Annotated in this window: 23 protein-coding genes; 14 read left to right on the top strand and 9 right to left on the bottom strand. The window is 33.3% G+C overall.

The window, feature by feature from the left end; all coding sequences use genetic code 11:
• The first annotated feature begins 143 nt into the window (after window positions 1–143).
• The 9 genes from proS to purE all read left to right on the top strand — a co-directional run bounded on the left by proS (window position 144) and on the right by purE (window position 9,963).
• Window positions 144–1,616: a proline--tRNA ligase gene (proS, locus tag EQ921_RS11535; protein WP_128331763.1), complete on the top strand. Its 1,473-nt coding sequence runs from the start codon at window positions 144–146 to the stop codon at window positions 1,614–1,616.
• A gap of 48 nt (window positions 1,617–1,664) precedes the next feature.
• Window positions 1,665–2,594: a hypothetical protein gene (locus EQ921_RS11530; protein WP_128331762.1), complete on the top strand. Its 930-nt coding sequence runs from the start codon at window positions 1,665–1,667 to the stop codon at window positions 2,592–2,594.
• A gap of 26 nt (window positions 2,595–2,620) precedes the next feature.
• Window positions 2,621–3,871, top strand: a complete 1,251-nt coding sequence (locus EQ921_RS11525) for a 3-deoxy-D-manno-octulosonic acid transferase (protein ID WP_128331761.1) — start codon at window positions 2,621–2,623, stop codon at window positions 3,869–3,871.
• Between the two features lie 107 nt (window positions 3,872–3,978).
• Entirely contained in the window at window positions 3,979–4,584 is a 606-nt protein-coding gene (nrfH, locus tag EQ921_RS11520; protein ID WP_128149605.1) for a cytochrome c nitrite reductase small subunit, read from the top strand.
• Window positions 4,585–4,600: 16 nt separating this feature from the next.
• On the top strand, window positions 4,601–6,085 hold the full coding sequence (gene nrfA / locus EQ921_RS11515) for an ammonia-forming cytochrome c nitrite reductase (protein WP_128149603.1): 1,485 nt from the start codon (window positions 4,601–4,603) through the stop codon (window positions 6,083–6,085).
• Window positions 6,086–6,154: 69 nt separating this feature from the next.
• Window positions 6,155–7,435 (top strand): cytochrome c biogenesis protein ResB, encoded by a 1,281-nt coding sequence (locus tag EQ921_RS11510; protein WP_221410493.1) that lies wholly within the window; start codon window positions 6,155–6,157, stop codon window positions 7,433–7,435.
• Window positions 7,422–8,210: a cytochrome c biogenesis protein CcsA gene (gene ccsA, locus EQ921_RS11505; protein ID WP_128331760.1), complete on the top strand. Its 789-nt coding sequence runs from the start codon at window positions 7,422–7,424 to the stop codon at window positions 8,208–8,210. The genes EQ921_RS11510 and ccsA overlap by 14 nt, the downstream gene beginning before the upstream one ends.
• A 116-nt stretch (window positions 8,211–8,326) precedes the next feature.
• Window positions 8,327–9,451, top strand: a complete 1,125-nt coding sequence (locus EQ921_RS11500) for a 5-(carboxyamino)imidazole ribonucleotide synthase (RefSeq protein ID WP_128331759.1) — start codon at window positions 8,327–8,329, stop codon at window positions 9,449–9,451.
• 8 nt (window positions 9,452–9,459) lie between these two features.
• Entirely contained in the window at window positions 9,460–9,963 is a 504-nt protein-coding gene (gene purE / locus EQ921_RS11495) for a 5-(carboxyamino)imidazole ribonucleotide mutase (RefSeq protein ID WP_128331865.1), read from the top strand.
• Window positions 9,964–9,972: 9 nt separating this feature from the next.
• On the opposite strand, the gene EQ921_RS11490 is transcribed toward purE, so the two are convergent.
• The 3 genes from EQ921_RS11490 to pyrH all read right to left on the bottom strand — a co-directional run bounded on the left by EQ921_RS11490 (window position 9,973) and on the right by pyrH (window position 12,223).
• The gene (locus tag EQ921_RS11490; RefSeq protein WP_128331758.1) at window positions 9,973–10,827 is read right to left on the bottom strand and encodes a prephenate dehydrogenase; all 855 of its coding nucleotides are present in this window, start codon (window positions 10,825–10,827) and stop codon (window positions 9,973–9,975) included.
• A gap of 85 nt (window positions 10,828–10,912) precedes the next feature.
• A complete protein-coding gene (gene frr, locus EQ921_RS11485) occupies window positions 10,913–11,467 on the bottom strand; it encodes a ribosome recycling factor (protein WP_128149595.1) in 555 nt (184 codons plus the stop codon).
• Between the two features lie 48 nt (window positions 11,468–11,515).
• Window positions 11,516–12,223, bottom strand: coding sequence for a UMP kinase (pyrH, locus tag EQ921_RS11480; RefSeq protein ID WP_128149593.1), 708 nt, complete (start codon window positions 12,221–12,223; stop codon window positions 11,516–11,518).
• A 269-nt stretch (window positions 12,224–12,492) separates the two neighbouring features.
• Here pyrH and EQ921_RS11475 point away from each other — a divergent pair, with 269 nt between their 5' ends.
• The 3 genes from EQ921_RS11475 to EQ921_RS11465 all read left to right on the top strand — a co-directional run bounded on the left by EQ921_RS11475 (window position 12,493) and on the right by EQ921_RS11465 (window position 17,603).
• On the top strand, window positions 12,493–14,403 hold the full coding sequence (locus tag EQ921_RS11475; protein ID WP_128331757.1) for a DUF3857 domain-containing protein: 1,911 nt from the start codon (window positions 12,493–12,495) through the stop codon (window positions 14,401–14,403).
• Entirely contained in the window at window positions 14,400–16,322 is a 1,923-nt protein-coding gene (locus EQ921_RS11470; RefSeq protein WP_128331756.1) for a transglutaminase domain-containing protein, read from the top strand. Before EQ921_RS11475 ends, EQ921_RS11470 begins: the two co-directional genes overlap by 4 nt.
• Before the next feature lie 93 nt (window positions 16,323–16,415).
• Window positions 16,416–17,603, top strand: a complete 1,188-nt coding sequence (locus EQ921_RS11465) for a PLP-dependent aminotransferase family protein (protein WP_128331755.1) — start codon at window positions 16,416–16,418, stop codon at window positions 17,601–17,603.
• 67 nt (window positions 17,604–17,670) lie between these two features.
• Here EQ921_RS11465 and thrC read toward each other — a convergent pair whose 3' ends face one another.
• The 3 genes from thrC to thrA all read right to left on the bottom strand — a co-directional run bounded on the left by thrC (window position 17,671) and on the right by thrA (window position 22,578).
• The gene (thrC, locus tag EQ921_RS11460; protein WP_128331754.1) at window positions 17,671–18,966 is read right to left on the bottom strand and encodes a threonine synthase; all 1,296 of its coding nucleotides are present in this window, start codon (window positions 18,964–18,966) and stop codon (window positions 17,671–17,673) included.
• Between the two features lie 24 nt (window positions 18,967–18,990).
• A complete protein-coding gene (locus EQ921_RS11455) occupies window positions 18,991–19,932 on the bottom strand; it encodes a homoserine kinase (protein ID WP_128331753.1) in 942 nt (313 codons plus the stop codon).
• 195 nt (window positions 19,933–20,127) lie between these two features.
• A complete protein-coding gene (gene thrA / locus EQ921_RS11450; protein ID WP_128331752.1) occupies window positions 20,128–22,578 on the bottom strand; it encodes a bifunctional aspartate kinase/homoserine dehydrogenase I in 2,451 nt (816 codons plus the stop codon).
• Window positions 22,579–22,790: 212 nt separating this feature from the next.
• On the opposite strand from thrA, the gene EQ921_RS11445 reads away from it, so the two are divergent.
• Complete coding sequence (locus EQ921_RS11445) at window positions 22,791–23,249, top strand: SRPBCC family protein (protein ID WP_128331751.1); 459 nt, start codon at window positions 22,791–22,793, stop codon at window positions 23,247–23,249.
• 23 nt (window positions 23,250–23,272) lie between these two features.
• Here EQ921_RS11445 and EQ921_RS11440 read toward each other — a convergent pair whose 3' ends face one another.
• A complete protein-coding gene (locus EQ921_RS11440) occupies window positions 23,273–23,833 on the bottom strand; it encodes a Crp/Fnr family transcriptional regulator (protein WP_128331750.1) in 561 nt (186 codons plus the stop codon).
• Window positions 23,834–23,945: 112 nt separating this feature from the next.
• Between EQ921_RS11440 and EQ921_RS11435 the strand changes: the two genes are divergently transcribed.
• Window positions 23,946–24,275 (top strand): multidrug efflux SMR transporter, encoded by a 330-nt coding sequence (locus EQ921_RS11435; protein WP_128331749.1) that lies wholly within the window; start codon window positions 23,946–23,948, stop codon window positions 24,273–24,275.
• Between the two features lies 1 nt (window position 24,276).
• Here the strand turns inward: EQ921_RS11435 and EQ921_RS11430 are convergent, their stop codons facing one another.
• A complete protein-coding gene (locus EQ921_RS11430; protein WP_128331748.1) occupies window positions 24,277–25,230 on the bottom strand; it encodes a hypothetical protein in 954 nt (317 codons plus the stop codon).
• 309 nt (window positions 25,231–25,539) lie between these two features.
• Complete coding sequence (locus EQ921_RS11425; RefSeq protein ID WP_128149571.1) at window positions 25,540–26,283, bottom strand: SDR family oxidoreductase; 744 nt, start codon at window positions 26,281–26,283, stop codon at window positions 25,540–25,542.
• Window positions 26,284–26,663 lie beyond the last annotated feature (380 nt).

The following is a 26,663-nucleotide window of genomic DNA, read 5'->3' as shown; positions in this document are numbered from 1 at the left end:
TGCTCTAAATTTAGTTAAAGAAATACAAAAGTCATACCAATTAAAATAAACGTATCCTTATATACAGTAACGTTAAATTTTAGTTAATAGTATGACAGTTTGTAATTGAAATAGTTTAATAAACATAAGAATTAAGTTACAATATGGCAACACTTACATCAAGAGCGGAGGACTATAGCAAATGGTATAATGAATTGGTATTAAAAGCGGATATGGCAGAGAACTCCGGTGTTCGGGGGTGTATGGTTATTAAGCCTTACGGATATGCAATATGGGAAAAAATGCAAAAGCAATTGGACCAGATGTTTAAAGATACAGGACATGAAAATGCTTATTTTCCATTATTTATACCTAAATCTTATTTATCTAAAGAAGCTGACCATGTTGAAGGGTTTGCTAAAGAATGTGCTGTTGTAACTCATTATAGACTTAAAAACTCACCCGATGGAAACGGAGTGATAGTTGATCCAGACGCTAAGCTTGAAGAGGAATTGATCGTTAGACCAACCTCCGAAACCATTATCTGGAATACCTATAAAAATTGGGTTAAATCTCATAGAGACTTACCTATTTTAGTTAACCAATGGGCAAATGTGGTACGTTGGGAAATGCGAACACGTTTATTTTTAAGAACAGCCGAATTTTTGTGGCAGGAAGGACATACCGCACATGCAACTCAAGAAGAAGCAGTAGCAGAAGCTGAGCAAATGCTACGCGTCTATGCTGAGTTTGTTGAGAATTTTATGGGAGTTCCGGTAATAAAGGGATTAAAATCTCCGGCTGAACGTTTTGCAGGAGCCGAAGAAACTTATACAATTGAGGCCATGATGCAGGATGGGAAAGCATTACAAGCAGGTACTTCACATTTCTTAGGACAGAATTTTGCTAAAGCTTTTGATGTAAAATATCAATCTAAAGAAGGTAAACAAGAATATGTATGGGCAACTTCCTGGGGCGCATCTACACGTTTGATAGGAGCATTGATAATGGCTCACTCCGATGATAACGGTTTGGTACTTCCTCCTAATATAGCTCCTATACAAGTGGTTATAGTTCCTATTCACAGAACCGATGAGCAATTGGAAGCAATATCTGCAGTGGCCACTGAATTAATAAATAATCTTAAAGGTAGAGGAATCTCTGTAAAATTTGATTCCAGAACCGAATACAAACCGGGTTGGAAATTTAATGAATATGAATTAAAAGGTGTACCTGTACGTATTGCAATTGGACCTAAAGATTTGGAAAATAATCAGGTGGAAATTGCAAGAAGGGATACTCTTGAAAAACATACTCATTCTGTGGATGGTTTAGATCAGCACATACAGGATTTATTAACAGAAATTCAGCAAAATATTTATAATAAAGCGAAAGCTCATAGAGATTCTTTAATAACAGAAGTAGATACCTACGAAGATTTCAAAAAAGTTTTAAGTGAAAAAGGTGGATTTATTTCTGCACATTGGGATGGTACTGTAGAAGTTGAAGAGAAAATAAAAGCAGAAACGAAAGCTACGATACGCTGTATCCCCTTAGATGCTAAAGAAGAAGAAGGAAAATGTGTTTATTCCGGTAATCCGTCTAAAAAACGTGTTTTATTCGCCATTGCTTATTAGTATTTAAAAATTCAGATTTTTAAGTCTTAATAAATTGAAAATATAAAGATGTTTAAAGAAATTTTGATCGATTTTCTAACAATAACCTGTTGTTTTCTTTTAGGAATAATATCAATTAAATATCTGTCGGTTTACGGTCTGACCATCTTTATATTTTTACCCTTTTTATTAGGAGCTGTTCCATCATTTTACGTAACTAAAATAAAATATAAAAGGAATGTATATTATCAGGCTGTTATAAATTTATCTATATCTCTTTTTTTATTGTTATTCTTAGCAATGGAAGGGATCATATGTATAATAATGGCTTTACCCATTTTATTGTTATTAGTACTCTTAGGAGCACTTATAGGTAAGTCAGTAGCGAAAAAATTCAAAGTAAATGAAAAGTTACTGACAGTTTTTTTTCTGACATCTTCAATGGTGTTTTTAAGTTTCGACTCTAAAAATAAAGCATCGGCTCTTATTTCAGTTACGACGGAAATTGATATAAATTCTTCGGTTGAAAATGTTTGGACCAATGTATTAGAATTTGATTCAATTTTACCACCAAAAGAAATCATATTCAAAACGGGTATTTCTTATCCTACCGATGCTAAAATAAAAGGGAGAGGTATTGGAGCTATTAGATATTGCAATTTTACAACCGGTAGTTTTGTCGAACCAATTACAGAGTGGAATGCTCCTTATGAGTTGAAATTTGCTGTTGAACGACAACCATTACCCATGAATGAAATGAACCCTTTTTGGAATATTCAGCCTCTTCATTTAAAAGGATATTTTTTATCAAAAAAAGGAGAGTTTAAGTTGAGAAGTATCGGAGATAATCAAACTCAATTATCCGGAACAACCTGGTATGAATTAAATATAGCTCCTGCAGGATATTGGAAATTGTGGTCTGATTTTATCATACATAAAATTCATTTGAGAGTTTTAAATCACATTAAAGAAAGATCGGAATTGGACTTATGTGATTAATTATTGTTTAAAATAAATATGAAAAATTGTATCACACTATATATAAACTAAGCATTTATTTTTTAGGATTTGGAATGAGAGTAGCTTCAATTTTTCATCCCAAAGCAAAATTATGGGTAAATGGAAGAAAAAATGTGTTTACCTTAATAAAGGATAAGATTAAGCCGGATGATAAGGTTATCTGGATGCATGCTTCTTCGTTAGGAGAGTATGAACAAGGTCTTCCTGTGCTGACAGCCTTAAAAGAGAGATATCCGGATTACAAATTTGCCATTAGTTTTTTTTCACCTTCAGGTTTTGAAGTTGTCAAAGATAATACTTGGGCTGATTTAGTGTTTTATCTTCCTTTAGATACAGCATACAATGCAGAAATGCTTATAAAAAATTTACATCCGGAAATAGCAATTTTTGTTAAGTATGATTTTTGGTATAATTTGCTTATCAGACTATCCAGTACAAAGATTCCAATTATTTTTATATCTTCAGTTTTTAGGGAAAATCAGATTTATTTTAAGCCAGTCGGTAAATGGATGGTTTCAGTACTGAAAAATATTTCCTGCTTTTTTGTTCAAGATGAAAAATCTAAGATACTGCTCAAATCTATTGGAATAGAGAAAGTTATAGTTTCAGGGGATACAAGATTTGACAGGGTGAAAATGCTTTTGAATCGAGATAATCATTTATCATGGTTGGAAAAGTTTAAAGATGACCATATTTTATTGGTTGCCGGAAGTACATGGAAAGAGGATGATATTGTTTTGGAAAAGTATGTGAACTTGGATACCCGGCTTAACTGTAAGTGGATAATTGCTCCTCACAACATGGATGTGGAACATATTAAAAATCTTAAGTCGGAACTAAAACTAAAAACTATTCTTTATACAGAAATAATAGATCAGAATTTAGATGAATTTGAAGTATTGATTCTGGATACCGTTGGTTTATTAACCAAGGTATATTCGTATGCAGATATTGCATATGTAGGCGGTGCATTCGGAAAAGAAGGGGTTCATAACGTGTTAGAACCTGCAGTTTTTGGTTCACCGGTTATTTTTGGACCTGTTTATCATAAGTTTATTGAAGCCGAAGAATTAATTCAGGCCGGAGGAGCAATCACAATTCAAAATCAGTCAGGATTTGATATAATAATATCAGATCTTCTTAAAAATAAAAAATTAAGAAATAAAATTGGGCATGAGGCTCAAAATTATGTACTTAGCAAACCAAACTCTACTCAACTGATTTTAAATTATTTGGAATCATTCCAAATAATTTAATTTTAATGATTTTAATCAATACGAAAACTGATCAATCTCAATATTATTGATTCGTTAAAATATTTTGAAGCCAATTATCTTTGTCGTCAAGGTAAATGGTATAAAATATGACGATTCTTAAAAAAATACCTAAAAAATTTGTTTTTCCCATTTTTTTGTTAATAAGTGTAGGCTGTGGACTTATAGCCTATCTATTTTATATTTCACGGGCAACATCTTATCTTTCAGATGATCCAAAAGCATGCGTGAATTGTCATATTATGACACCCTATTATCAGTCCTGGCAGCATAGTTCACATGGCAGAGTGACAAACTGTAATGATTGTCATGTTCCTCATAACAATGTAATATCCAAATATGCATTCAAAGCTAAGGACGGTTTGTATCATGCTGCTGTATTTACATTAGATATGCAGCCTCAGGTCATTAGACCTCGTAAGGAAAGTTATGAAGTAATTATGAATAACTGCATCCGATGTCATTCAGACTTAAATACCTCCATGGTCAATACTGGGAAAATTAACTATACTCACACATTGGCAGGAGATGGCAAAGCATGCTGGGAATGTCATACGGAAGTGCCACACACCAAAAATATAAATATTAATTCTTCTCCCAGTGCAATAGTGCCTTTACCTCCTTCACCCGTTCCAGATTGGTTGATGAGGTTAACAGAGAAACAAAAGGAAAAAGAGAATAATAAAATAAATTAAGATTAAAAGTGAAAATATGGCAACGAGAAAGCGAAAACCTGTTTGGGGCTGGATATTGTTTATAGTAGTTTTAGGAGTAGTATTCTGTTTAGGATTACTTGCTGCTTCCATCACGCAAAGAAGAGCGGAAATAGCTACTTTGTATGCTAATAAAAAAGTTGACATTAATGGGATTGAAGCCCGTAATGAGATTTGGGGAGAAAACTACCCGAGAGAATATGAAACATGGAAGGAAACTGCAAAAATGGATTTCAGAAGTAAGCATATGGGTAATCAGGAGGAGGATATTTTAGCCTCTCGTCCCAATATGGTTGTTCTATGGGCCGGGTACTTGTTTTCTCAGGATTATAAAGCTCCGAGAGGGCATATGTACGCCATTGAAGACAATAGGAATACATTAAGAACAGGAACTCCCTCTTCTCCACAAGATGGACCGCAGCCAGCTACCTGTTGGACATGTAAAAGTCCCGATGTTCCCAGAATGATGAAAGAATTGGGAGTGGAAAATTTTTATAAAACGAAATGGGGAGCTTTAGGAAATCAAATTGTTAATCCTATAGGTTGTGCCGATTGTCATGACCCTAAGACCATGGGATTAGTAATTACACGCCCTGCTCTCGTTGAGGCTTTTCAGCGTCAGGGCAAAGATATTAGACAAGCTTCAACTCAGGAAATGCGATCCTTAGTTTGTGCCCAATGTCACGTGGAGTATTATTTCAAAGGAGACGGAAAGTATCTTACACTACCTTGGGACAAAGGAATGTCTATGGAGGCTATGGAAGAGTATTACGATGAATCTAATTTTTCAGATTTTACTCATGCACTTAGTAAAGCACCAATTATTAAAGCACAACATCCGGATTACGAAATCGCATCCATGGGTATTCATGGGCAGAAAGGAGTTTCTTGTGCCGACTGCCATATGCCTTACAAAACTGAGGGAGCAATTAAAGTTTCCGATCATCACCTGATGAGTCCTTTACAAAATGTAGCAAATACTTGTCAGACTTGTCATAGAGACAGTGAAGCAAATTTAAAACAATATGTCTATGACAGACAGGATAAAATATTGGAAACACGTGATAGGGTTGAAAAAGAACTTGTTAAAGCACACGTAATGGCTAAATATGCATGGGAGCATGGAGCAACAGAAAATCAAATGAAATCCTCTTTAAAACTTATCCGTCAGGCACAATGGCGATGGGATTTTGGAGTTGCATCTCACGGAGCATCTTTCCATGCACCTGTAGAAACACAAAGGATACTTTCTCACAGCTTAGATAAATCATTACTTGCACAGATAGAAATACAGAGGGTTTTAACAAGTATAGGAATAAAGGAGGAAGTGCCTATGCCTGATTTATCGACGAAAGCAAAAGCCCAATCGTATATAGGTCTTGATATGCCAGTACTTGAAGCTAAGAAAAAGAATTGGATTGAGACGGTAGTTCCAGTCTGGGTGAAAACTGCCAGAGATAAAAAAAGATTAGTTTCAAAATAAGATAATTTATTTAATTGAATAGAGTCCTTATTTAAAAATAAAATAAGGGCTTTTTTTAAGCAATAGTAAATGAAAAAAAGAAGAAAAAAAAAGCTGTGGCAATTCCCTTGGGCATATAAGGAAAGCGTTTTATTTTTAGCTGGTCTCTGTTTTACGGGAATAGTTTTACAAGTTTTATGCGGAGAATTTCCATTAGAATTACTAAGTTATCCGGTAAATATTTATTGCGGATTGTTTATTATCATTAGCTTAAGTTTTTTTTCTTTTTGGAGTAATAATTATATATATCAGTGGATATCAGGCATTCCTTTTTCGGTTACCGTACTTGGATTTTTTATGTTACTGGCTTTATTCATGGGGCTTATCCCACAATCTGCTCTCGATGAAGCAACTATATTTTCTCAATTAATCATAAAACTAAGATTTAATAGTATGACGTCATCCTGGTTATTTGCTATTGTATATAGTCTATCGTTAATTTCTTTAGGGGCACTTATTATAAGAAAAAGTAAAAAATTTAAATGGTCGGATTATGCATTTTACCTCAATCATTTTGGCCTGTGGATGATATTGTTTTTCGCAGGTTTGGGAGCTGCTGATATAAAGAAATTTCAAATGTATGTAAACAAGGGAGAAACAGAATGGCGTGTGTATAATAAAAATGGAGAAAGTCTGGAACTTCCATTGGCTATTCGTCTCAACGATTTTGTAATGGAGGAATATAAACCTAAGCTCGTAATTATAGATAAAATAGGAAAACCACTTCCAGTTGAAAATCCTGACTATGTTCAAATTGAAGCTAAACATAGTGTAACCAGTATAATGGGAGAATATGAAGTACTTGTACAACGATATATTCACGATGCTATGCGGAAAGACAATTACTTTGAGGAAAGAAAAATGACCGGATCTTGCCCTGCAGCCTTGGTTAAAATTAAAAGTAATAAAACAGGATTTACCAAAGAAGGCTGGATAAGCTCTGGAAGTCCGTATATTATATATCAAACTTTACAACTGGATAGCTTGCATACCCTGGTAATGACCCAGCCGGAACCCAAAAAGTTTTTGTCAGATATAACTGTTACTAAAAAGCCAAACAATAATGAAAAGGTTTCAGAACAAATTTCATATTTGTTGGAAGTTAATAAACCTATTAAAATAGGAGACTGGTCTATTTACCAATACGGATATGATGAAAAAGCAGGTAAAGTTTCAAATTATAGTAGTTTTGAATTAGTCTATGATCCATGGGTTAATTACGTATATATAGGGATGATAATTCTGGCGTTGGGTAGTATAAGTTTATTGTGGAAAGGAAATAAAACAAATAGTAATTATGATTTGGGATAGCTTTATAATTTTTGCTTTGCCGTTCTGTATTTTGGGAATAGCTGGTTCTGTTTCGGTTTATATCCCAAGGTTTAAATGGTTATCAGATGTATGTATGATGTCAGCTGTTATTCTACTGGGTATTTTTATAGCTCTATTATGGCATGAACTGGAAAGACCTCCCCTGAGAACCATGGGTGAAACTCGTTTGTGGTATGCTTTCTTTTTGTCATTTATCGGATATATTACATACAAACATTGGAAATATCGATGGCTTTTAGGATTTAGTATGTTCATGGCAATCCTATTTGTACTTATAAATTATTTCAAACCTGAAATCCATTCAAAAAATCTTATGCCTGCATTGCAAAGTTTTTGGTTTATCCCACATGTGTCAATTTATATATTTTCATATGCAACACTAGGAGCAGCAACGATTGCAGCTTTAGTACAAATTTTTATGCTTTTAAAAAAGCAGGCAATTAATTATAAACTGGTAGAATTTATTGATAATATTATTTATATAGGTTTTGCATTTCTTACCTTCGGAATGCTTTTAGGCGCAATCTGGGCGAAAGAAGCCTGGGGTCACTACTGGTCTTGGGATCCTAAAGAAACCTGGGCTTTTATTACTGCATGTGCTTATCTGATTTATATACATATAAGGCTGAGAAAAAAATACTTAAAAACGGCACTTTTTCTCCTTCCTTTTGCATTTCTGCTGCTTATGATAGCCTGGATAGGGGTTAACTATTTGCCCTCTGCGCAATCCAGTATACATACTTATGCAAGATAACTGTAAATTGTAATACTCTAATTCAATTATTCTAAAGATGTAAGCTTTTGTAGCCTTTATTACCTAATATCAAGTCTATATTTTTATATTTGTACGACAACATAAATCTTTATAAAATGAAAATAGGTATTCTTGGAGGCGGACAGCTGGGTAGGATGTTTATGCAGAATGCTATGAACTATCCATATGAAATTTTTTTTCTGGAACCTGATATTTCAGGACCTTGCTCTATATTCAAAAATTATTTTACACAGGGTGATTTTAAAGATTATCATACTGTGCTTGAGTTTGGTAAAGATAAAGATGTGGTAAGCATTGAAATTGAAAATGTAAATGTAGAAGCTCTTCGGGAACTGGAAAAACAAGGAAAAATTGTTATTCCCGGACCTAATTGCTTGGAAATAATTAAAGATAAAGGACTTCAAAAGAATTTTTATAAAGAAAACCATTTACCAACGGCAAACTTTTTTTTAATAGATAATAAGGATGAATTAACACCTTCATCTGCTATTTCTTATCCATTTGTTCAAAAACTTAGAGTAGGGGGATATGATGGAAAAGGAGTACAGGTTATTAAAAATGAGGAAGAGATGAATAAAATGTGGGATGAACCTTCGGTAATTGAAGAGGTTGCTGATATAGCAAAAGAACTTTCGGTTATAGTTTCTAAAAATGCTAATGGAGAAGTAAAAGTTTTTGATGTTGTCGAAATGGTATTTGATCAAAAGTTGAATTTGGTAGATTATTTGTTTTCTCCTGCAGATTTAGATAAGGATTTAGCACACAAAGCAAAAGATATCAGTTTAAAAGCAGTGGAAGCTTTTCATACTCCGGGGATTTTTTGTGTGGAATTATTTTTATTGAAAAATAACGAAATACTTATTAATGAAATAGCTCCTCGGGTACATAATAGTGGTCATCAAACCATTGAAGCTAATTATTCTTCACAATATGATCAAATGTTAAGAGTCTTGACAAATTTACCCTTAGGAGATATAGCTACAAAGGAATATGCTGCAATGGTTAATCTCATAGGGGAATCCGCATACGAGGGAGAAGTAGTGTATCAGGGTTTAGATAAAATTGTTAAACTTTCGGGAGTTTACATACATCTTTATGGGAAAAAAATCACAAAGCCCGGAAGGAAAATGGGACATGTTACCGTAGTTGGAACCTCCAAAGATGAAATAGAAAATAAAATTCAGGAAATAAAGTCTAATGTTAAAGTAATTTCAAAATGAAAACAGCAATAGTTGGTATAATTATGGGAAGTGATAGTGATCTTCCGGTTATGGAACCCGCCACTGAAATATTAAAAGAATTAGGAATTCCTTATGAACTAACTATCGTTTCAGCACATCGCACTCCTGACCGGATGACAGAATATGCAAAAACTGCTTATCAAAGAGGATTAAAAGTTATCATTGCTGGCGCTGGAGGAGCCGCTCATTTACCAGGCATGGTAGCTTCGCAGACAACATTACCCGTTATAGGAGTACCTGTTAAATCATCTAATTCCATAGACGGATGGGATTCTATACTCTCTATCCTTCAAATGCCTAATGGTATTCCTGTAGCAACCGTTGCATTAAATGCATCAAAAAATGCAGGAATATTAGCTGCAAGAATCCTCTCTCCTTTTTCCGATGAAATATCAAAAAAATTAATGGAATTTCAAAAGATTAATGAAATTAAAGTTTTGCAAGCTGTTGAAAAAGTGAAAAGAAGATATCCTAATGATTTCGATGACTAAATAAAATATCTATTTTTTTTCGAGTTTCGATTTTATACGATTAGCCTCCTTAATAAAACCGGATAATTTTTCTGTTTCTCCATTTTCCAGATAAGATCTGAATTGATTAAGTTTCTGAAGATAAGTATCCAGAATAGGAAGAACATATTTAGAATTTTGTTCAAAGATGGGTAACCACATATCAACAGAACTTTTAGCCAAACGTACAGTTGAGGAAAAACCTCCTGCTGCAAGGTTGAAGATGGCTGCATCATCTTTTTCCTTTTCAAGAACGGCTACAGCTAAAGCATAAGAAATTGCATGAGATAGGTGAGATACATATCCTACATGTTCATCATGAGATTCAGAATCCATCAAAATTAAACGGGAGCCCAGATGAAAATAAACTTCAGAAACTAGATTAACTGCTTTAGGATGAGATTCTTCAGAGTTACAGATAATAGCAACACGATCTTTAAAAAGATTGTGAAATGCTGCTGATGGTCCGCTGTATTCCGTACCAGCCATAGGATGGGAAGGAACATACGATTTACGATTAGGGTGATCTCTAACCGCATCAATTAAAGAAGACTTGGTAGATCCAACATCCATTACATACACATTGGATGGGATAATATCCAAAATCTTAGGAAGTAGCTTAAGACTGGCATCAACCGGAGCAGCTAAAATTATCAGGTCAGAATTTTCAATAGCCTCTTTCATGGGTAATATTTTATCCGCAATACCTAACTCAATAGCTTCATGTTCATGTTTTTTAGATTTATCCACACCAATAATCTGATGAGCAAAACCGCACTTTTTTAGATCCAGAGCTATGGAACCTCCAATTAATCCTAATCCTATAATAGTTACTTTTTTTGACATTTTTTTGTTATGATTTAATTTAAAAAAATAAAAAAGCCGATTACTAAATAAACGGCTTTTTAAAGATAATAATTTTTAAAAAATATTAAACCGTCATTATTTCTTTTTCTTTTTTTACCAGATATTCATCTGTTAATTTCACATACTTATCGGTTAAAATCTGGATTTGTTCTTCAGAGTCCTTTTTTTGATCATCGGAAATATTTTCCAGTTTTTTAATATCGGCATTGGCTTCCTGTCTGGCTTTTCGTATACCGATTTTTGAATTTTCAGATTCAGATTTAGCTTGTTTAACCAAATCCCTTCTTCTTTCCTCTGTTAACGGAGGTATGGTGATAATAATGGTTTCCCCATTATTATTAGGAGTGAAACCTAAATTGGCTTGAAAAATGGCTTTTTCAATAGCTCCTAATGTAGATTTTTCCCAAGGTTGTATGCTTAAAGTCATTCCGTCAGGGACAGAAATATTTGCCACTTGAGACAATGGAGTAGGAGCCCCATAGTAGTCCACTAAAATAGATTGTAGCATGGCAGGGTTTGCTCTTCCTGCACGTATTTTGTTGAAAGCAATTTCCAGATGCTTGATAGATGCATCCATGCTTTCTTGAGTAGTATCAATGATTAACTGTAATTCTTCCATGATTTATTTAAAAATAAGATCGCCCTGCAAATATAAAATATTAATTAGTTAAATAGTAACTAAAGTTCCTACTTCTTTTCCTTCCACAATTTTTTTCAGGTTGCCATCTTTATTCATATCGAAAACAATGATTGGAATTTTATTTTCCTGACTTAAAGTAAAAGCTGTCATATCCATAATTTTCAATCCTTTTTCATATACTTCTTCAAAAGATATACTATTAAATTTCACAGCATTTTCATCTTTCTCCGGATCAGTGTTATAAATACCATCTACACGGGTTCCTTTCAAAATAACATCAGCATTAATTTCTATTGCTTTTAAAGTAGCTGCTGTATCCGTTGTAAAATAAGGATTACCGGTCCCAGCTCCAAAAATGACTACTCTTCCTTTTTCCAAGTGGCGTTCCGCTTTTCTTTTAATGAAAGGTTCTGCAACCTGCTCCATTCGTATGGAAGTTTGAAGTCGGGTTTTAACACCTGTTGATTCCAGAGCGCTTTGTAAAGCCATCCCGTTGATAACAGTTGCCAGCATCCCCATATAATCTCCCTGAACCCTGTCAATGCCCGTAGCTGCACCGGTCATTCCGCGAAATATGTTACCTCCGCCAATAACGATAGCAACTTCAACACCTAGTTCGGATATTTCTTTAATTTGATGAGAATAATTTTGAAGAATTTTGGAATCAATTCCATATTGTTGCTCACCCATTAGAGCTTCTCCGCTTAGTTTCAGTAATATACGTTTGTATTTCATGATATTGTAAAGGAATAATTATCTATTTAAATCCAGAAAAAAATTAGTGTTTATAATTCCATAAGACTTTGTTTTATCTAAAAACCGAAGATAAAAATAGATTTCAAAAATGTACAGAATATATGTATTATACTAACAAATTTTCTGTATGCAAAGATAAGAATGATTTTTTAAATAGCGGGAATCTATCAATAGTTTGACGTAAGAAATTAATCATAGTTTGTTAATGTAAAGAAATTCATATTTTTGTAAGTAAAACTGCCTTTCATATGAACACAGCCATAAAAATTATATATTTATATATAATAACTTTATCTATTCCGTATTATTTATATTCACAAAAATTTCCGGTTTCCAATATCAATAAAGATTTTTTGCTTACTTCCTCTGCGGTTATAAGAAATGATGAAACTATAGTAAAAATATTATCTCGTAAGAAAATGGAGATTTCAGAAGAAATAAGTGTTACAGTTCTGAATAAAAGCAAAGATGAATTTTCAAACCTATATTTTCCTTACGATGCACATACTAAAATAAAGAAACTACAAATTATAATCTATGACAAAGACGGGAAAAAAATTAAAACTTTAAAACGGTCTGATTTTCTGGATATAAGTTCTAGTGATGGGAATAGCTTATATACAGATGATAGATACTTATATTACAAGTATTATCCTGTCTCTTATCCTTATACCGTTGAAATTTCTACAACCAAAGAAAGCTCAAACACAGTTTTTATAAAAGATTATGTCCCCTTATCAACTTTCAACGTTTCCGTTGAAAACTCATCGTATACCGTGTTAAATACATCGGGTATAGCGCTACGTTTTAAAAAGTATACTTCTGATTTATATGAAATTAATGAAGAAAAAACAGAAACCGGCTGGAAATATTTTGTAAATAATATACCTTCATTTACTCATGAGCCCTTAGCACCATCTTTAGATATTTTAACACCCAAAGTATCTTTTTCTCTTTCAGAATTTAGTTTAGCAGGTAGAGAGGGAGGCTTTTCAAGTTGGGATGAATTTGGAAAATGGATGTATTCCGATCTATTACGTCCAAGGCAACAACTTTCAGAACAAGTAAAAAAAGAAGTAAGAGGTTTAATCAATAATCAAAGCAGTGATAAAGATAAAATTAAAGCACTTTATCAATTTATGCAGGATCGTACACGTTATATAAATGTATCTATAGGAATCGGAGGCTGGCAACCGATGAATGCTACCGAAGTATATATGAAAGGCTATGGTGATTGTAAAGGACTTACAAATTATATGCAAAGTATTTTACATGAAATAGGAATTAAGGCTTATTATACAATTATTTATTCAGGAGATTCGGAGCGTAATTTTGATAAAGATTTTCCTAAAATGGCAGGTAATCATGTAATTTTATCGATACCTGTAAAAAATGATACCATTTGGTTAGAAAATACTTCACAGAACCTAGCATTTAATCATCTGACCAGCTCAACAGCAAATAGAAATGCATTAGTTGTCTCAGAAGAAGGAGCTAAAATAATCACCAGTAAAAAATACAATTCAATTGACAATACTGAAAATATAAACTTTTCAATCAATATAGAAAAAAATGGGAATGCTGCTTTAAATGGAAGTCTTATTTATAAAGGATTACAATATTCTAATAATTTATTTTTTACAAGTTTAAAATCTCAAAAGTTACAGGAATATTATAAAGATTTTTTCTCTGAATTAAATATCAAAAATTATAAACGTTGTACGGTAAATAATGATAGAGATAAAGGTTTACTAACTACAGAATTGGAATTGGAAATAAACAATTATGCTAAAATAATTGGTAATGAGATTTATTTTGACGCTGTTCCGTTTAAACCCGTAAAATCGAATTATCAAAAAGACAGTAACAGAAAATTACCATTGGAAATAAGTTTTGGATACAAGGATGAACATTCTTATTCCTTTACACCTCCGCAGGGATATACTTTCACTACAGTACCGGGGAATATACTTGCAGTATCAGAGTTTGGGTTTTATAGCCTAAATTTTCATCTGGAAAACGAAATTTTAAAAGTAACAAGGAAACTATACATTAATAAAGGAAGATATAATAAAGATAAGTTTAACGAATATGTCAAATTTAGAAATACAATACTTAAAAATGACCAGTCAAAAGTAAATATAATTAAAAAATCATGAAAAACACACTAACTATTTTGTTTATTGCCTGCCTTACTTCATTAATGTATTCACAGAAATATACATTTGGAAAAATATCAATTCAGGACATCGAAGAACAAGAATCAAAAATAGAAACAGAAGCACCAGCAGAAATCATCTACAGAGACGTATATATAGAGGTTGATATTTCAGGTAAAATGGAAATTCAGGTAACAGAAAGGCTTAAGATTTATAATAAGGACTTGGCAGAAAATTATCTTACCTATCAGATCCCACTGCACAAACAGGTAAATAAGCAAGAAGATATTTCAGGATTTAAAGCTTCAACCTATAATTTAATTGATGGAAAAATCGTAGAGACAAAAATCAAATCGAGTCAAACTTTTACAGAAGAAAAACATAAATATTTGAATTTTTATAAGTTTACGTTTCCCGATGTTCGGAATGGATCAATACTGGAATATAAATATACGTTGCATTCTCCATTTATTTTTGAAATTCCCGAACAGTATTTTAACTATAAAATACCACTTCGGGAAATCAATTATCAGGTTAGAATTCCCCAGGCCTTTTATTATGTACCGGATTTAAGAGGTGAAAATATCCATAAATTAGATATAAAAACAGAATCTCAACAATCACCCAATGGATATCCGATATCCATTTATAATTTAAATTTAAAAGAAGTTAAATCGTATCAGGAAGAGCCTTTTGTACTAAATTATAACAACATCAGAACTTCTGTTCGATATGAGTTAGTTAAAATACAATATGAAGGTAAAACCCCTAAAAGTTTTGCTACCACCTGGGAAGAAATTGCAAAGACACTCCTTAAAAATGATAATTTTAATTTTTACATATCCACTCGTCATTTTCAAAATATTTTGCTGACTATTTTAGAAGGAAAACAAACAAATGAAGAAAAAGCAAAAGCCATACTTACTTATATACAGGAAAATTATGTGTGGAATGAATATAACAGCATTATGTCAAACCAGAACATAAACAAAACGGTTAAGGAAAAAACAGGTAATTCAGCCGATTTAAATTTGTTACTTGTGGCAATGCTCAGAGAAGCGGGTATAGATGCAAATCCAGTAGTTTTAAGTACCGTTTCAAACGGTATGTTAAATTATTCATTTCCTTCTCTGCAAAAATTAAATTATGTTATTGCAGGCTATTACGATAATCAACAATTACAGCTTTTAGATGCCACCAGTAAATATAGTTCTTTAAATTTAATACCTAAACGAGCGTTAAATCATAGAGGAATTTACATAAAAAAAGACAACGTACACATTGTAAATTTATCCAATAAAATTAAAAGTACAAGTGCTTATATGCTTAAATATGAAATCAAAGACGATTTCGAATTTGCTGGTACTCTAGCTAAAAGGAATACACATTATTTAAGTATGACCGATAATGAAGCATATAATAATAATCAATCTGAATTTCAAAGTAATCTAAAAAAAAATTATAATTTATCAATGGATAAACTGGAAATAGCTTCGGGTAAAAATTCTTTCCGATATTCTTTTAATTTTAGTTCAGTATCAGGAGCTGAAAGAATAGGGGAAAAGATAATTTTTAATCCATTAATTTTTTTGCAGGATAAAGAGCAGATATTCAAATCAGAAACCAGATCTTATCCTATTGAACTGGGCTCTGCATTCAAGCAGACTAAAAATGTTACAATTACACTGCCTAAAGGGTATAAGGTAGATGCATTACCTAAGTCTCACAAATATATACTTGAAGAAAATTTAGGGAGTTATACATATATAATTAAAGATTTAGGAAACCAGATAGAATTGAAAACAGAGCTGGAAATTAACCAGTATTTTTTATCTGCTGATTATTATAGTATTCTTAAAGAGTTTTGGCAGCATATGATAAATACAAACAGCCAGTACATCTCTATTATTAAAGAATAATTGATTTTTAAATATGGACTGTGTATAAATAGAAATTGAAAATAATAAGATAATAATTGTAATTTTACATATGTAATCTATTATATAACAGATATGGCTCCTAAATATGCGAAGCGTGTTCTGAATCTAAAAGCATCAGAAATTCGTGAAATATTAAAAATAACTGAGAATCCGGAAATTATTTCTTTTGCCGGAGGACTACCTGCTCCGGAATTATTTCCGGTACAAGAAATTATGGAGGTAAGTCGAATTGTTTTAGAAGAATCCGGTTCTAAAGCATTGCAATATTCAACAACAGAAGGCTATAAGCCCTTGAGAGAATGGATAGCCAGTCGTATGAATCATAAGTTAAATACCTCTTTCGATGCAGATAACATTCTCATTACTCATGGTTCGCAGCAAGCATTGGATCTCACTGGAAAAGTTTTTTTAGATGAAGGTGATGTAGTAGTCTGTGAAAGTCCTACCTATCTGGCAGCAATCAGTGCCTTTAAAGCATACGGTTGTATTTTTGAAGAGGTTGAAACAGATGAGCAGGGAATGATTATGGAAGATTTGGAAAGAATATTGCAAAATACTCAAAACGTTAAAATTATTTATATCATTCCGGACTTTCAAAATCCAACAGGGAAAACCTGGAGTCAGGAAAGAAGAAAGAAACTGGCTGAATATGCAGAAAAATACGGAGTCATGGTTATAGAAGATAATCCTTATGGAGAACTAAGGTTTGAAGGAGAATCTTTTCCTTCCGTAAAATCATTTGATTTGGATAATAATGTTCTTTGTACAGGAACTTTCTCAAAAATATTTTGTCCCGGATTCCGTATTGCCTGGATAGCAGGAAATCACGAAATTATAAAAAAATATGTTTTAGTCAAACAAGGAGCAGACCTGCAATGTAATACCTTTGCTCAGATGCAGATTTACAAATATTTACAAACGTATAATATAGATCAGCATATAGAAAAAATTAAAGATCTATATAGAATGAGAAGAGATTTAGCTATACAGATTATGGAGGAATCTTTTCCAGAAGGTGTTTCTTTTACGAAACCATCCGGAGGTTTATTTTTATGGATTGAACTACCCAAAGATATTGATGCTAAAGAAGTACTGAAAAAATGCATTGAAAAAAAGCTTGCCTTTGTTCCAGGAGGAGCGTTTTTTCCGAATACTCAAAAAGAAAACACTTTAAGGATTAATTTTTCCAATATGCCGGAAGACAGAATAAAAAAAGGATTAACTATTCTGGGGGAAGTAATTAAAGAATTTATAAATTAAAATTTTTTAAAAGTATATAGAAAAGGCCGGAAATATTATCCGGCCTGTTTTATTATAAATGAAAATTTTAATTGCTTAATAAAAAATCTTTAAAATCGGCATATGTATTTTTCATGGAATGCGCAGTACTATTTTTTTGTTCCAGTTGTTTAACCTTTTCCGGTATGAGTATTCTATCTTTAAGCTCTTGAGTATACACATCTATAAATTTACACGGATGTGCCGTAGATAAAAATATAGTATAAACGTCAGGACTTACGATTTGTTTTGCAGCCAGATAAGCTACTGCCGTATGTGGACAAGCAATATAAGAATACGTATCAAACAGTTCTTGAATACCCGTAAGTGTATCCTCATCAGTAAATGAACAGGCAGAAATCATTTTTTTCATAGATGTCAAATCCTGATCAAACATATCCATGATTCGTACCCAGTTGCTGGGATTTCCAACGTCCATAGCATTCGAAAGAGTTTGCAGGGAAGGATGTGGCTCATAAACCCCGTTATTCATAAAACGCGGAACCGTGTCGTTAACGTTGGTAGCAGCGATAAATTGTTGAACAGGAAGACCCATCTTATAGGCGAGTAAACCAGCTCCTATGTTACCAAAATTACCACTAGGAACCACAAAACGTATATTTTTTTTATTGTTTTTTAATGCTTGGGCATATGCATAAACATAGTAAAAAGTTTGAGGAATTAATCGGGATATATTAATTGAATTTGCAGAAGTAAGTTTAAAACGTTCATTCAGCTCTGAATCATTAAATGCCTCTTTAACCAGTGCCTGACAATCATCAAAAGTTCCGTCAACCTCAATTGCCCGTATATTTTTCCCGTTAGTTGTTAATTGCAGTTTCTGTATTTCGCTCACCTTGCCCTTAGGATAAAGAATGGTTACCCTGGTACCCTTTACTCCTAAAAATCCAAGTGCTACCGCCCCACCGGTATCTCCGGAAGTAGCTACCAGAATATCCAGTGTTTTTTCGTTTGCATTGGAGAGATATGCCATGATTCTGCTCATAAAGCGAGCTCCGAAATCTTTAAAAGCAAGAGAAGGACCATGGAAGAGTTCAAGAACCCCCATTTGATCAGATAAAGGTACTACAGGGGCATCAAAATTAATAGCTTCGGTAATCAAGTGATGTAAATCATCTTTGGGTATATCATCCCCCAATAAAGTAGAGGCAACTTCAAAGGCTATTTCAGAAAACGTATAATCAGTAATAGATTGGATAAATTCTGGACGGAATTTCGGTATTTCGACCGGCATATACAATCCTTTATCCGCAGGAAAACTATTAAAAACAGCTTCTTTAAAGGAAACTCTAAGATCTTTATTGTTAGTACTGTACAATTTCATAGGTAAAGATTTAAATGAATATAATTAAGAAATAACGACAGCTCCCCGGGTATTTACAGTAGAAGAATAACCGTTGCTACCAATATGTTTGATTTTTAAATGCTCTTTCAGAATTTCAGTAATTTCCTTAGCCTTGTCAAGGCCTTTGGTAAAAGAAACTACTGAAGGACCAGAACCTGAAATTCCAAATCCCAGAGCTCCTGCTTCCCTAGTTATTTGTCGCATAGCGTCAAATTCAGGGATTAAGATTGAGCGGGCAGGTTCAATAAGATCATCCTGTAAACTTCTGGAGATTAAATCATAATCATTGGAAAACAATCCGGAAACCAGTCCGGCGATATTTCCCCATTGTTGTGCTGCTTTTTTCAGTTCAACCTGTGTTCTCAGGATTTGTCGTGCTGCCCGGGTCGGAACTTCAACATGAGGGAAAATAACAGAACAGCAAAGTTCAGAAGGCACAGGCAAGTTAATAACATCCAGAGGCTGATAGCTTCGTATTAAAGTAATTCCTCCTAATAAAGAAGGGGCTACATTATCCGCATGACCATGCCCGCAAGCGAGCTCTTCACCCCTTAGGGCAAAAGGTAGTAATTCTTTTCTGGATAAGGGCTCTCCGAGCAGTTGATTTATAGCGAATAATCCCGCTATCGTACTAGCAGCACTGGAACCTAATCCACTACCGATAGGCATTTTTTTATGCAGTTCAATTTCGATTCCAAAGTCGTTACGCTGTAAATGATCCAGAATCATTTGTACACAGGCTCCTACCGTATTTTTCGTAGAATCTAAGGGTAGAAGACCATTATCACCAGTAATTTTAGTTATAGTAACTCCCGGACGATCTACCTTTTTAAGAATTACTTCATCTCCGGGTTCATCCAGAGCTAAGCCTAAAATATCATATCCACAAATAAAATTTGCAGAAGTAGCAGGAGCAAATACATGTATGCTGTTCTTTTCTTTCATTAAATAATAATTCTCAGGATAATTTTTTTGCAAATTTAGGTAAATATATGCAATTAACGACTACCGGTGATAATCTCGTAGTCAGTCAACTAATTAAAAATAAAAAAGAATAGATTAAATAAACAGTTTGTGGATATTTTATCTATTCTTTTTATAATAAAAGAAGTAGAAATCTACTTGTAATTTTAATTGCGTTTAGCTAGCGCCCACGTTAATCAGATCAGCAAATACACCGGCTGCAGTTACTTCAGCTCCTGCCCCCGGACCTTTGACAACCAGAGGGTTAAATTTATATCGTTCCGTAGTAAAAGAAATAATATTATCACTTCCGGACAAATTATAAAAAGGATGCGAACTGTCTACCATTTCCAGATTTACTGAAGCTTTTCCATCCTCCAGTTTTCCTATATATCGTAAAACTTTATTTTCTTTACGGGCTTTTTCTTTTAAATCATTAAAATATGCATCAGAATTTTTTAATTCTTCATAAAAAGCATCCACCGAAGAAGCAGCAATGCAGCTTTCAGGAAGAATAGCACCCAGTTTTACATCTTTTTCTTCGGTTGTGTGTCCTGCATCTCGTGCAAGGATCATGACTTTTCTCATAAAGTCTTTACCGCTTAAATCATCTCGGGGATCCGGTTCTGTGAAACCAAGTTCCTGAGCTTTTTTAACCACATCGTAAAATGAGGCATCACCGGTAAAGTTATTAAATATATAAGAAATTGTACCACTCAGGATAGCTTCAATTTTCAGAATTCTATCTCCACTGGTCATTAAATCTTTTAACGTTCTGATAATTGGAAGACCTGCACCTACATTGGTTTCATAGAAAAAGTCTACCCCTCGTCTTCGGGCAGTATCCTTCAATAATTTATACTCTTTATATGAAGAAGAATTAGCTATTTTATTACATGTAACGACCGAAACATTAGATTCAAAAAGCTGATGATAGAATTTACCAGGTACTGGACTGGCTGTGTTATCAATAAATACACAATTAGATAAATTTAAAAGTTTAATTCTATTCACAAATTCTTCCAGACTGGCAGTTTCACCTTGTTGATCTAGCAAATCTTTCCATTGATTCAGCTCAATACCATCCTCATTAATAAGCATTTTTCTCGAGTTGGCAATTCCGGCAACTTTAATTTCAATATCATTATTTTCACGCAGGAAAGAGCTTTGTTTCTGAATCTGTTCAAACAAGGTAGATCCGATATTTCCGGTTCCAATGCTAAATACGTGTAGCGTCTTGGTAAGTTCTTTAAAAAACGCATCGTGTACGGTATTAAGGGCTTTGGAAATATTTTTTCTTTTGATAATTACAGAAATATTATACTCGGAAGAACCCTGAGCTATTGCATGAATGTTGATTCCATTACGCCCCAGGGCATGAAATAGTTTTCCTGATATTCCCGGAGTTTGTTTCATGTTTTCACCTACGATAGCCAATACGGAAAGATGTTCCTCTATAATAGGCGGATTCAGTTTATTAGTTTCCAGCTCAAGTTCAAATTCTGAATGGAAAAGAGCTCGTGCCTTAGCCATGTCTTTAGGTTCAATGGCAAAAGTTATGCTATGTTCCGAAGAAGATTGAGTAATTAATATCACATTAATTTGCTCACGTGCCAATAACGAAAATAATTTACCACTAAAACCAATTTTCCCTATCATGCCACTTCCGGTAATATTGAAAAGGCTTATTTCATTGATAGAGGAAATACCCTTGATCGGATAAGGTGTTTTTTTAATGCATTCCTGAACTCGGGTACCTTGAAACTCTGTATTGAATGTGTTTTTTAGCAGAATAGGTATTTTTTTACCAAAAGCAGGAATCATAGCAGGAGGATAAATAACCTTGGCACCAAAATATGATAATTCCATAGCTTCGGTATAAGAAAGTTCAGATAAAGAAAAGGCCTTTTTCACCACCCGTGGATCAGCAGTAAGCATACCGTCCACGTCTGACCATAATTCAATTTCTTCAGCTTCCACAGACGCACCTATAATTGCCGCTGTATAATCGCTTCCACCTCTGCCTAATGTGGTTGTTCTGTTTTCATCGTTAGAGGCAATAAATCCGGTCACAAAAAGTATTTTCTCCTTATGTGACGATACAAATTCACGAATTATTTCCTCTGTTCTCGGTATGTCTACTTTTGCATTTCCAAAATTACTGTCCGTTTTAATCAGCTGCGTAGCATCAACAAACATACTTTCCGCAAAATATTGTCTGGCAATCTGGCTAAGCAGAAAAGTGGAACATTTTTCTCCATAGCTTAAAATTAAATCTTTACTTTGAAGACTAAGCTCTCTTAAGCTATACACCCCCTGAAGTAAATCTTCAAGCTCATTAATAAATATTTTAATCTGAGTAAAAACAGGATTTTGATTTTTAACCTCAATCATTTCCTTAACAACAGCAAAGTGTTTTTGCTCAATTTCAGTAAGTCCGGATTTGTAGTCGTTTCCCGTAGATGCAGTTTGAGCTAATTCCGTTAAGAGATTGGTTATTCCGCTCATTGCGGAAGAAACAACAATAAATTTTTCTCCTGACGAATTTTTCTGTTGTAAAATATTTAAAATACAACGGATACTCTCACCGGAACCTACCGAGGTTCCTCCGAATTTTACTACTTTCATAAATGATTAGTTACAATTGATTACAATTTTAGTGATTTTGATTTGAAGAAAAAAGTAATCTGAGCTCGATTTTTACAAATGCCTGATAATTTGTTTAAATTAGAAATAAATAGTAGGAAATTGAAAAAAAATAAATTAATTAGGATGAATTGAAAATTAAGGTATGACAATTGTTATCTATTAAATATAATTTAATTAATACTAAAACAAAAATGGTTACACTTATTCGGGAGCAACAGTTGCCTATATCATTGGATGATGCCTGGGATTTTTTTTCAAAACCCGTAAATCTTAGCAAAATTACACCCAAAGAAATGAATTTTATTATTAAAACGCCAAACTTAACAGATGCGTATGCCGGACAAATTATTGAATATACGGTAAGTCCTTTATTTTCAATTCCCCTGACCTGGGTAACGGAAATCTCTCAGGTGGAAAATAAGAAGTATTTTGTGGATACACAGTTACAGGGGCCTTACAAAGTATGGCATCATGAACATTTCTTCACAGAAAATGATCAGGGAGTTTTAATGAAAGATATTCTTAATTATCAGCTTCCATACGGATTTTTTGGAAAATGGATGGGGAAGCTGTTTATATCTAAAAAGGTGGAAGATATATTTACCTATCGGCGAAAAGCTATAGAGGAATTTTTTCAATCGCCCAGGTAAAAAAGTAAATTTTTCAATTTAACTTATTTCATGCTCCGTATTCTGCTTAAGGAAACTTGAGTAATTCCAAGGTAACTGGCAATAATACTTAACGGTAATCTTTGCAATAACTGAGGTCTTTCCTTGAGTAGAAGATTATATCTCTCTTTTGCGGAAAGATAAAGTTGGTGAATTAATTTGTTTTCGGTTTTAATAATTTCATATTCAATAAATTTCCTGCCCCAGTTAGCAATTTCAATATTTTTATCATATAAACAAGTAAGGTCGCTTATCTTGATTCTGAATAGTGTACAATTTTCAAGAGTCTCAATATTTTCATAGCTTGGTTTATTTTCAACATAATTCCTCATTGAGCATGCAATACTTCCTTCTTCTCCGATCCAAAAGGTAATCTCTTCGCCGTTAATAATCCGGTAGGCTCTTATAATGCCCCGAGTAACTATATAAATATATTTTTCAATTGTATCTTGTTTGCTTAAGACATGACCTTTAGGGTACGTTGACAAATCCCACGAATGCATAAGTTCGTGTAGTGAGTTTTCAGATAAGGGATGAATAGAAAGCAAAGCTTGCTGTAATTCCATACGATGAAAATCTAATGAATTTAAATAATTAAATTATTTAACAAATGTAAAAAGAAGTATCTATATTTTTTTGGAATTTTGTAGCTCTTTAAAAAAATAGAAGATTACATTTATGAATTGGATTTTATTAATTTTAGGAGGGCTTTTTGAAGTTGGATTTACTTATAGTCTGGGACAGGCAAGGATTTCACAGGGTAGTTCGGTTTATTGGTGGTATGGATGTTTTTTTATCTGTTTAATTTTAAGCATGTCTTTATTGATTAAAGCCACTGAACAGTTACCTCTGGGAACAGCCTATGCGGTCTGGACCGGGATAGGTGCTGTAGGTACAGTTGCGTTAGGCATACTGGTATTTAAAGAACCCGTTACTTTCTGGCGAATATTTTTTATAAGCACTCTCATTGCATCCATCATAGGATTAAAATTTGTTTCCAGTCACTAATTTACATTTTATCAATTAAATCTTTTTGCTGGTTAAAATATCTTATTCGGTGAGGTTCGCCGGATTGCGAGATTAGCACAGAATATTTTTTGAGAGAGTTGATCCAATTTTTGTGAATTTGACACACCTCAGGATCTTCAGAATTAAGGGATAAAAGAGAATAAATTTTAGTTGAGCTGAATTGTTTATTACCATACTCAAAATATAAATACGTAGAATCCAGAAATATTGATGAAAGATATATCATGATTTCTTCATGTGAGTTGCTTTTGCCATGAATGGCAAAGTTTTCAATTTTAGCAAGTATTCCGAGTAGTTCGTTCTTTAATGTGTTTAAGCTATCTTTTGAAATGAGTTCCAATTGGCTGAAATATACAATATCTTGTATGACCGATTTAAACACATTGACATCCAGTGTAATTTGTACTCTTTGAATCTGGTTGACATAATAAAAGCATTCTTCTTCTTTTAGTCGTATAATTTTCGGAATTTCAAATTCGGAAAAAGGCTGAGGGAGTAATTTTTGCTGATATACCCATTTATATAAATAAAGGCGTGACAATTCCTTAAACTCCAAAGAAAATATATACGGAATTGTATTATTTGCCATCTTCAAATGATTGGGGTACTGGCAGGCATTTTTAAAAAAACGGGTAAAGAATTCCACTCTTTGTTGATAAACATCAAATAAATCTTCATGCCCCGATAGCATATCCAGTTCATAAAGTGCATTTTTATTGGGTTCATTACGAACCAAATGATCCAAGGAAAAACCTAAACGAGAGGATAATAATACAACTTCATTAAATGAAAAATTTATTTCCCCGCGAAGCCTTCGGTAAGCAGATTCTTTTCCCATATCAAGTATTTCTGATAAAAAATCCGCAGCATTTATATTTACGGGAATAAATTCCTTGATCGTATTTATCAGCGATTGATTTAAATTTTTGTTCATAGGTTCAAATATGTTTTTTCAACTTCTGACAAGTTATTAAAGCCTTGTTTGAATGATAGTCTGAAATTTTCTGACGTAGATATAAAGACGATATTTTGTCCTAATTAACAACTGAACGGGCAACTTATAAGCTATTTTACGATGAGGGTATCATTCTTATTAGTATCAATAACACTTAATTATCGATCATAACTAACATTTCAATGGCCTAACCGATATTGGTTATTGAATTAAAATTGGGTTGAAAATAGTACACCGTGGCAAAGAAATATTCAGTTATTCCTTTGCCACCATGTATTCTTTTTGAGTTTAAAATTCCTGGGATGTAGGTCTTAATACAATTTCATTAATACCCACCTCCTTAGGCTGCTCTATTGCATACGCAATAGCTTTGGCAACCGATTCGGCCGGAATTGCACTTTTATAAAATTCAATAACAAAATCGGAGCTTGCCTTGTCTGTACTACCGTATTTAAGCTCTGAGTCTACAGCTCCGGGTTCAATGCTGGTCACCCGTATATTTTTGCCGGCTATTTCCTGTCTCAATCCATCGCTGATGGCTCTTACGGCATACTTGGTTCCGCTGTAAACAGTTCCGCCGGGTGCAAAGACTTTTATTCCTGCTACTGAAGATAAATTGATAATATGGCCATGGCCTTGCTTTAAAAAATGCGGAAGCGAATAAGAAATACCGTATAAAACTCCTTTTATATTAATATCTATCATTTTTTCCCATTCATCTACCTTATTTTCTGTCATTGGCGCTATAGCCATTAACCCTGCATTGTTAACAATGACGTCAATCTTGCTGAATTTTTCAACAGCTTTATGTATTAAGTTCTCTACCTCTGATTTTACAGTTACGTCCGTTACAGCATATTCAGCCTCGCCTCCTGCCTCTTTAATTTTATTTACTACTTGTTTTAATTTATCTTCTCTTCTTGCTCCTAAAAATACTTTAGCTCCCAATTTTGACAGATGGTAAGCAGTTGCTTCCCCTAATCCGCTACTAGCTCCCGTAATAACAACTACCTGATCTTTAATCATGCTCATATATTAAATTTTTAATGTTTTAATTGAATTTATAAGATAATAATTTTTTTAAAGTGATGCGTCCATGTAGCTAGAACATTATTAAATTATCAAAATTCATTCCTTTTTTTGGATTAATATAAAAGAAGAAGGATTTCAGAAAGAGAGAGTTTGAGTAGGGGGGGAAGGGAGAAAAATCCAGAGATAACAGATACATCCAGGTAAAATCCTTATCCCGTATTATTTTTTATATCAAAAAGATCATAAGGGGGAGTGTAAAAGAAAAAAACGCAATATTTTTCAGTGATAAATATCCTGAAAAGCAGTAAAATAGGGTATAAAATATATAATAAGGATATAAAACAGGGTGAAAATAAGGATAATTTTTTTAACTTCGTCGG

The organism is Apibacter sp. HY039 (assembly GCF_004023655.1).
In the GTDB taxonomy this organism is placed as follows: Bacteria; Bacteroidota; Bacteroidia; order Flavobacteriales; family Weeksellaceae; genus Apibacter; species Apibacter raozihei.
Note: the sequence above shows the minus strand (reverse complement) of the source record. Positions and strands in the feature narration are given on the sequence as shown.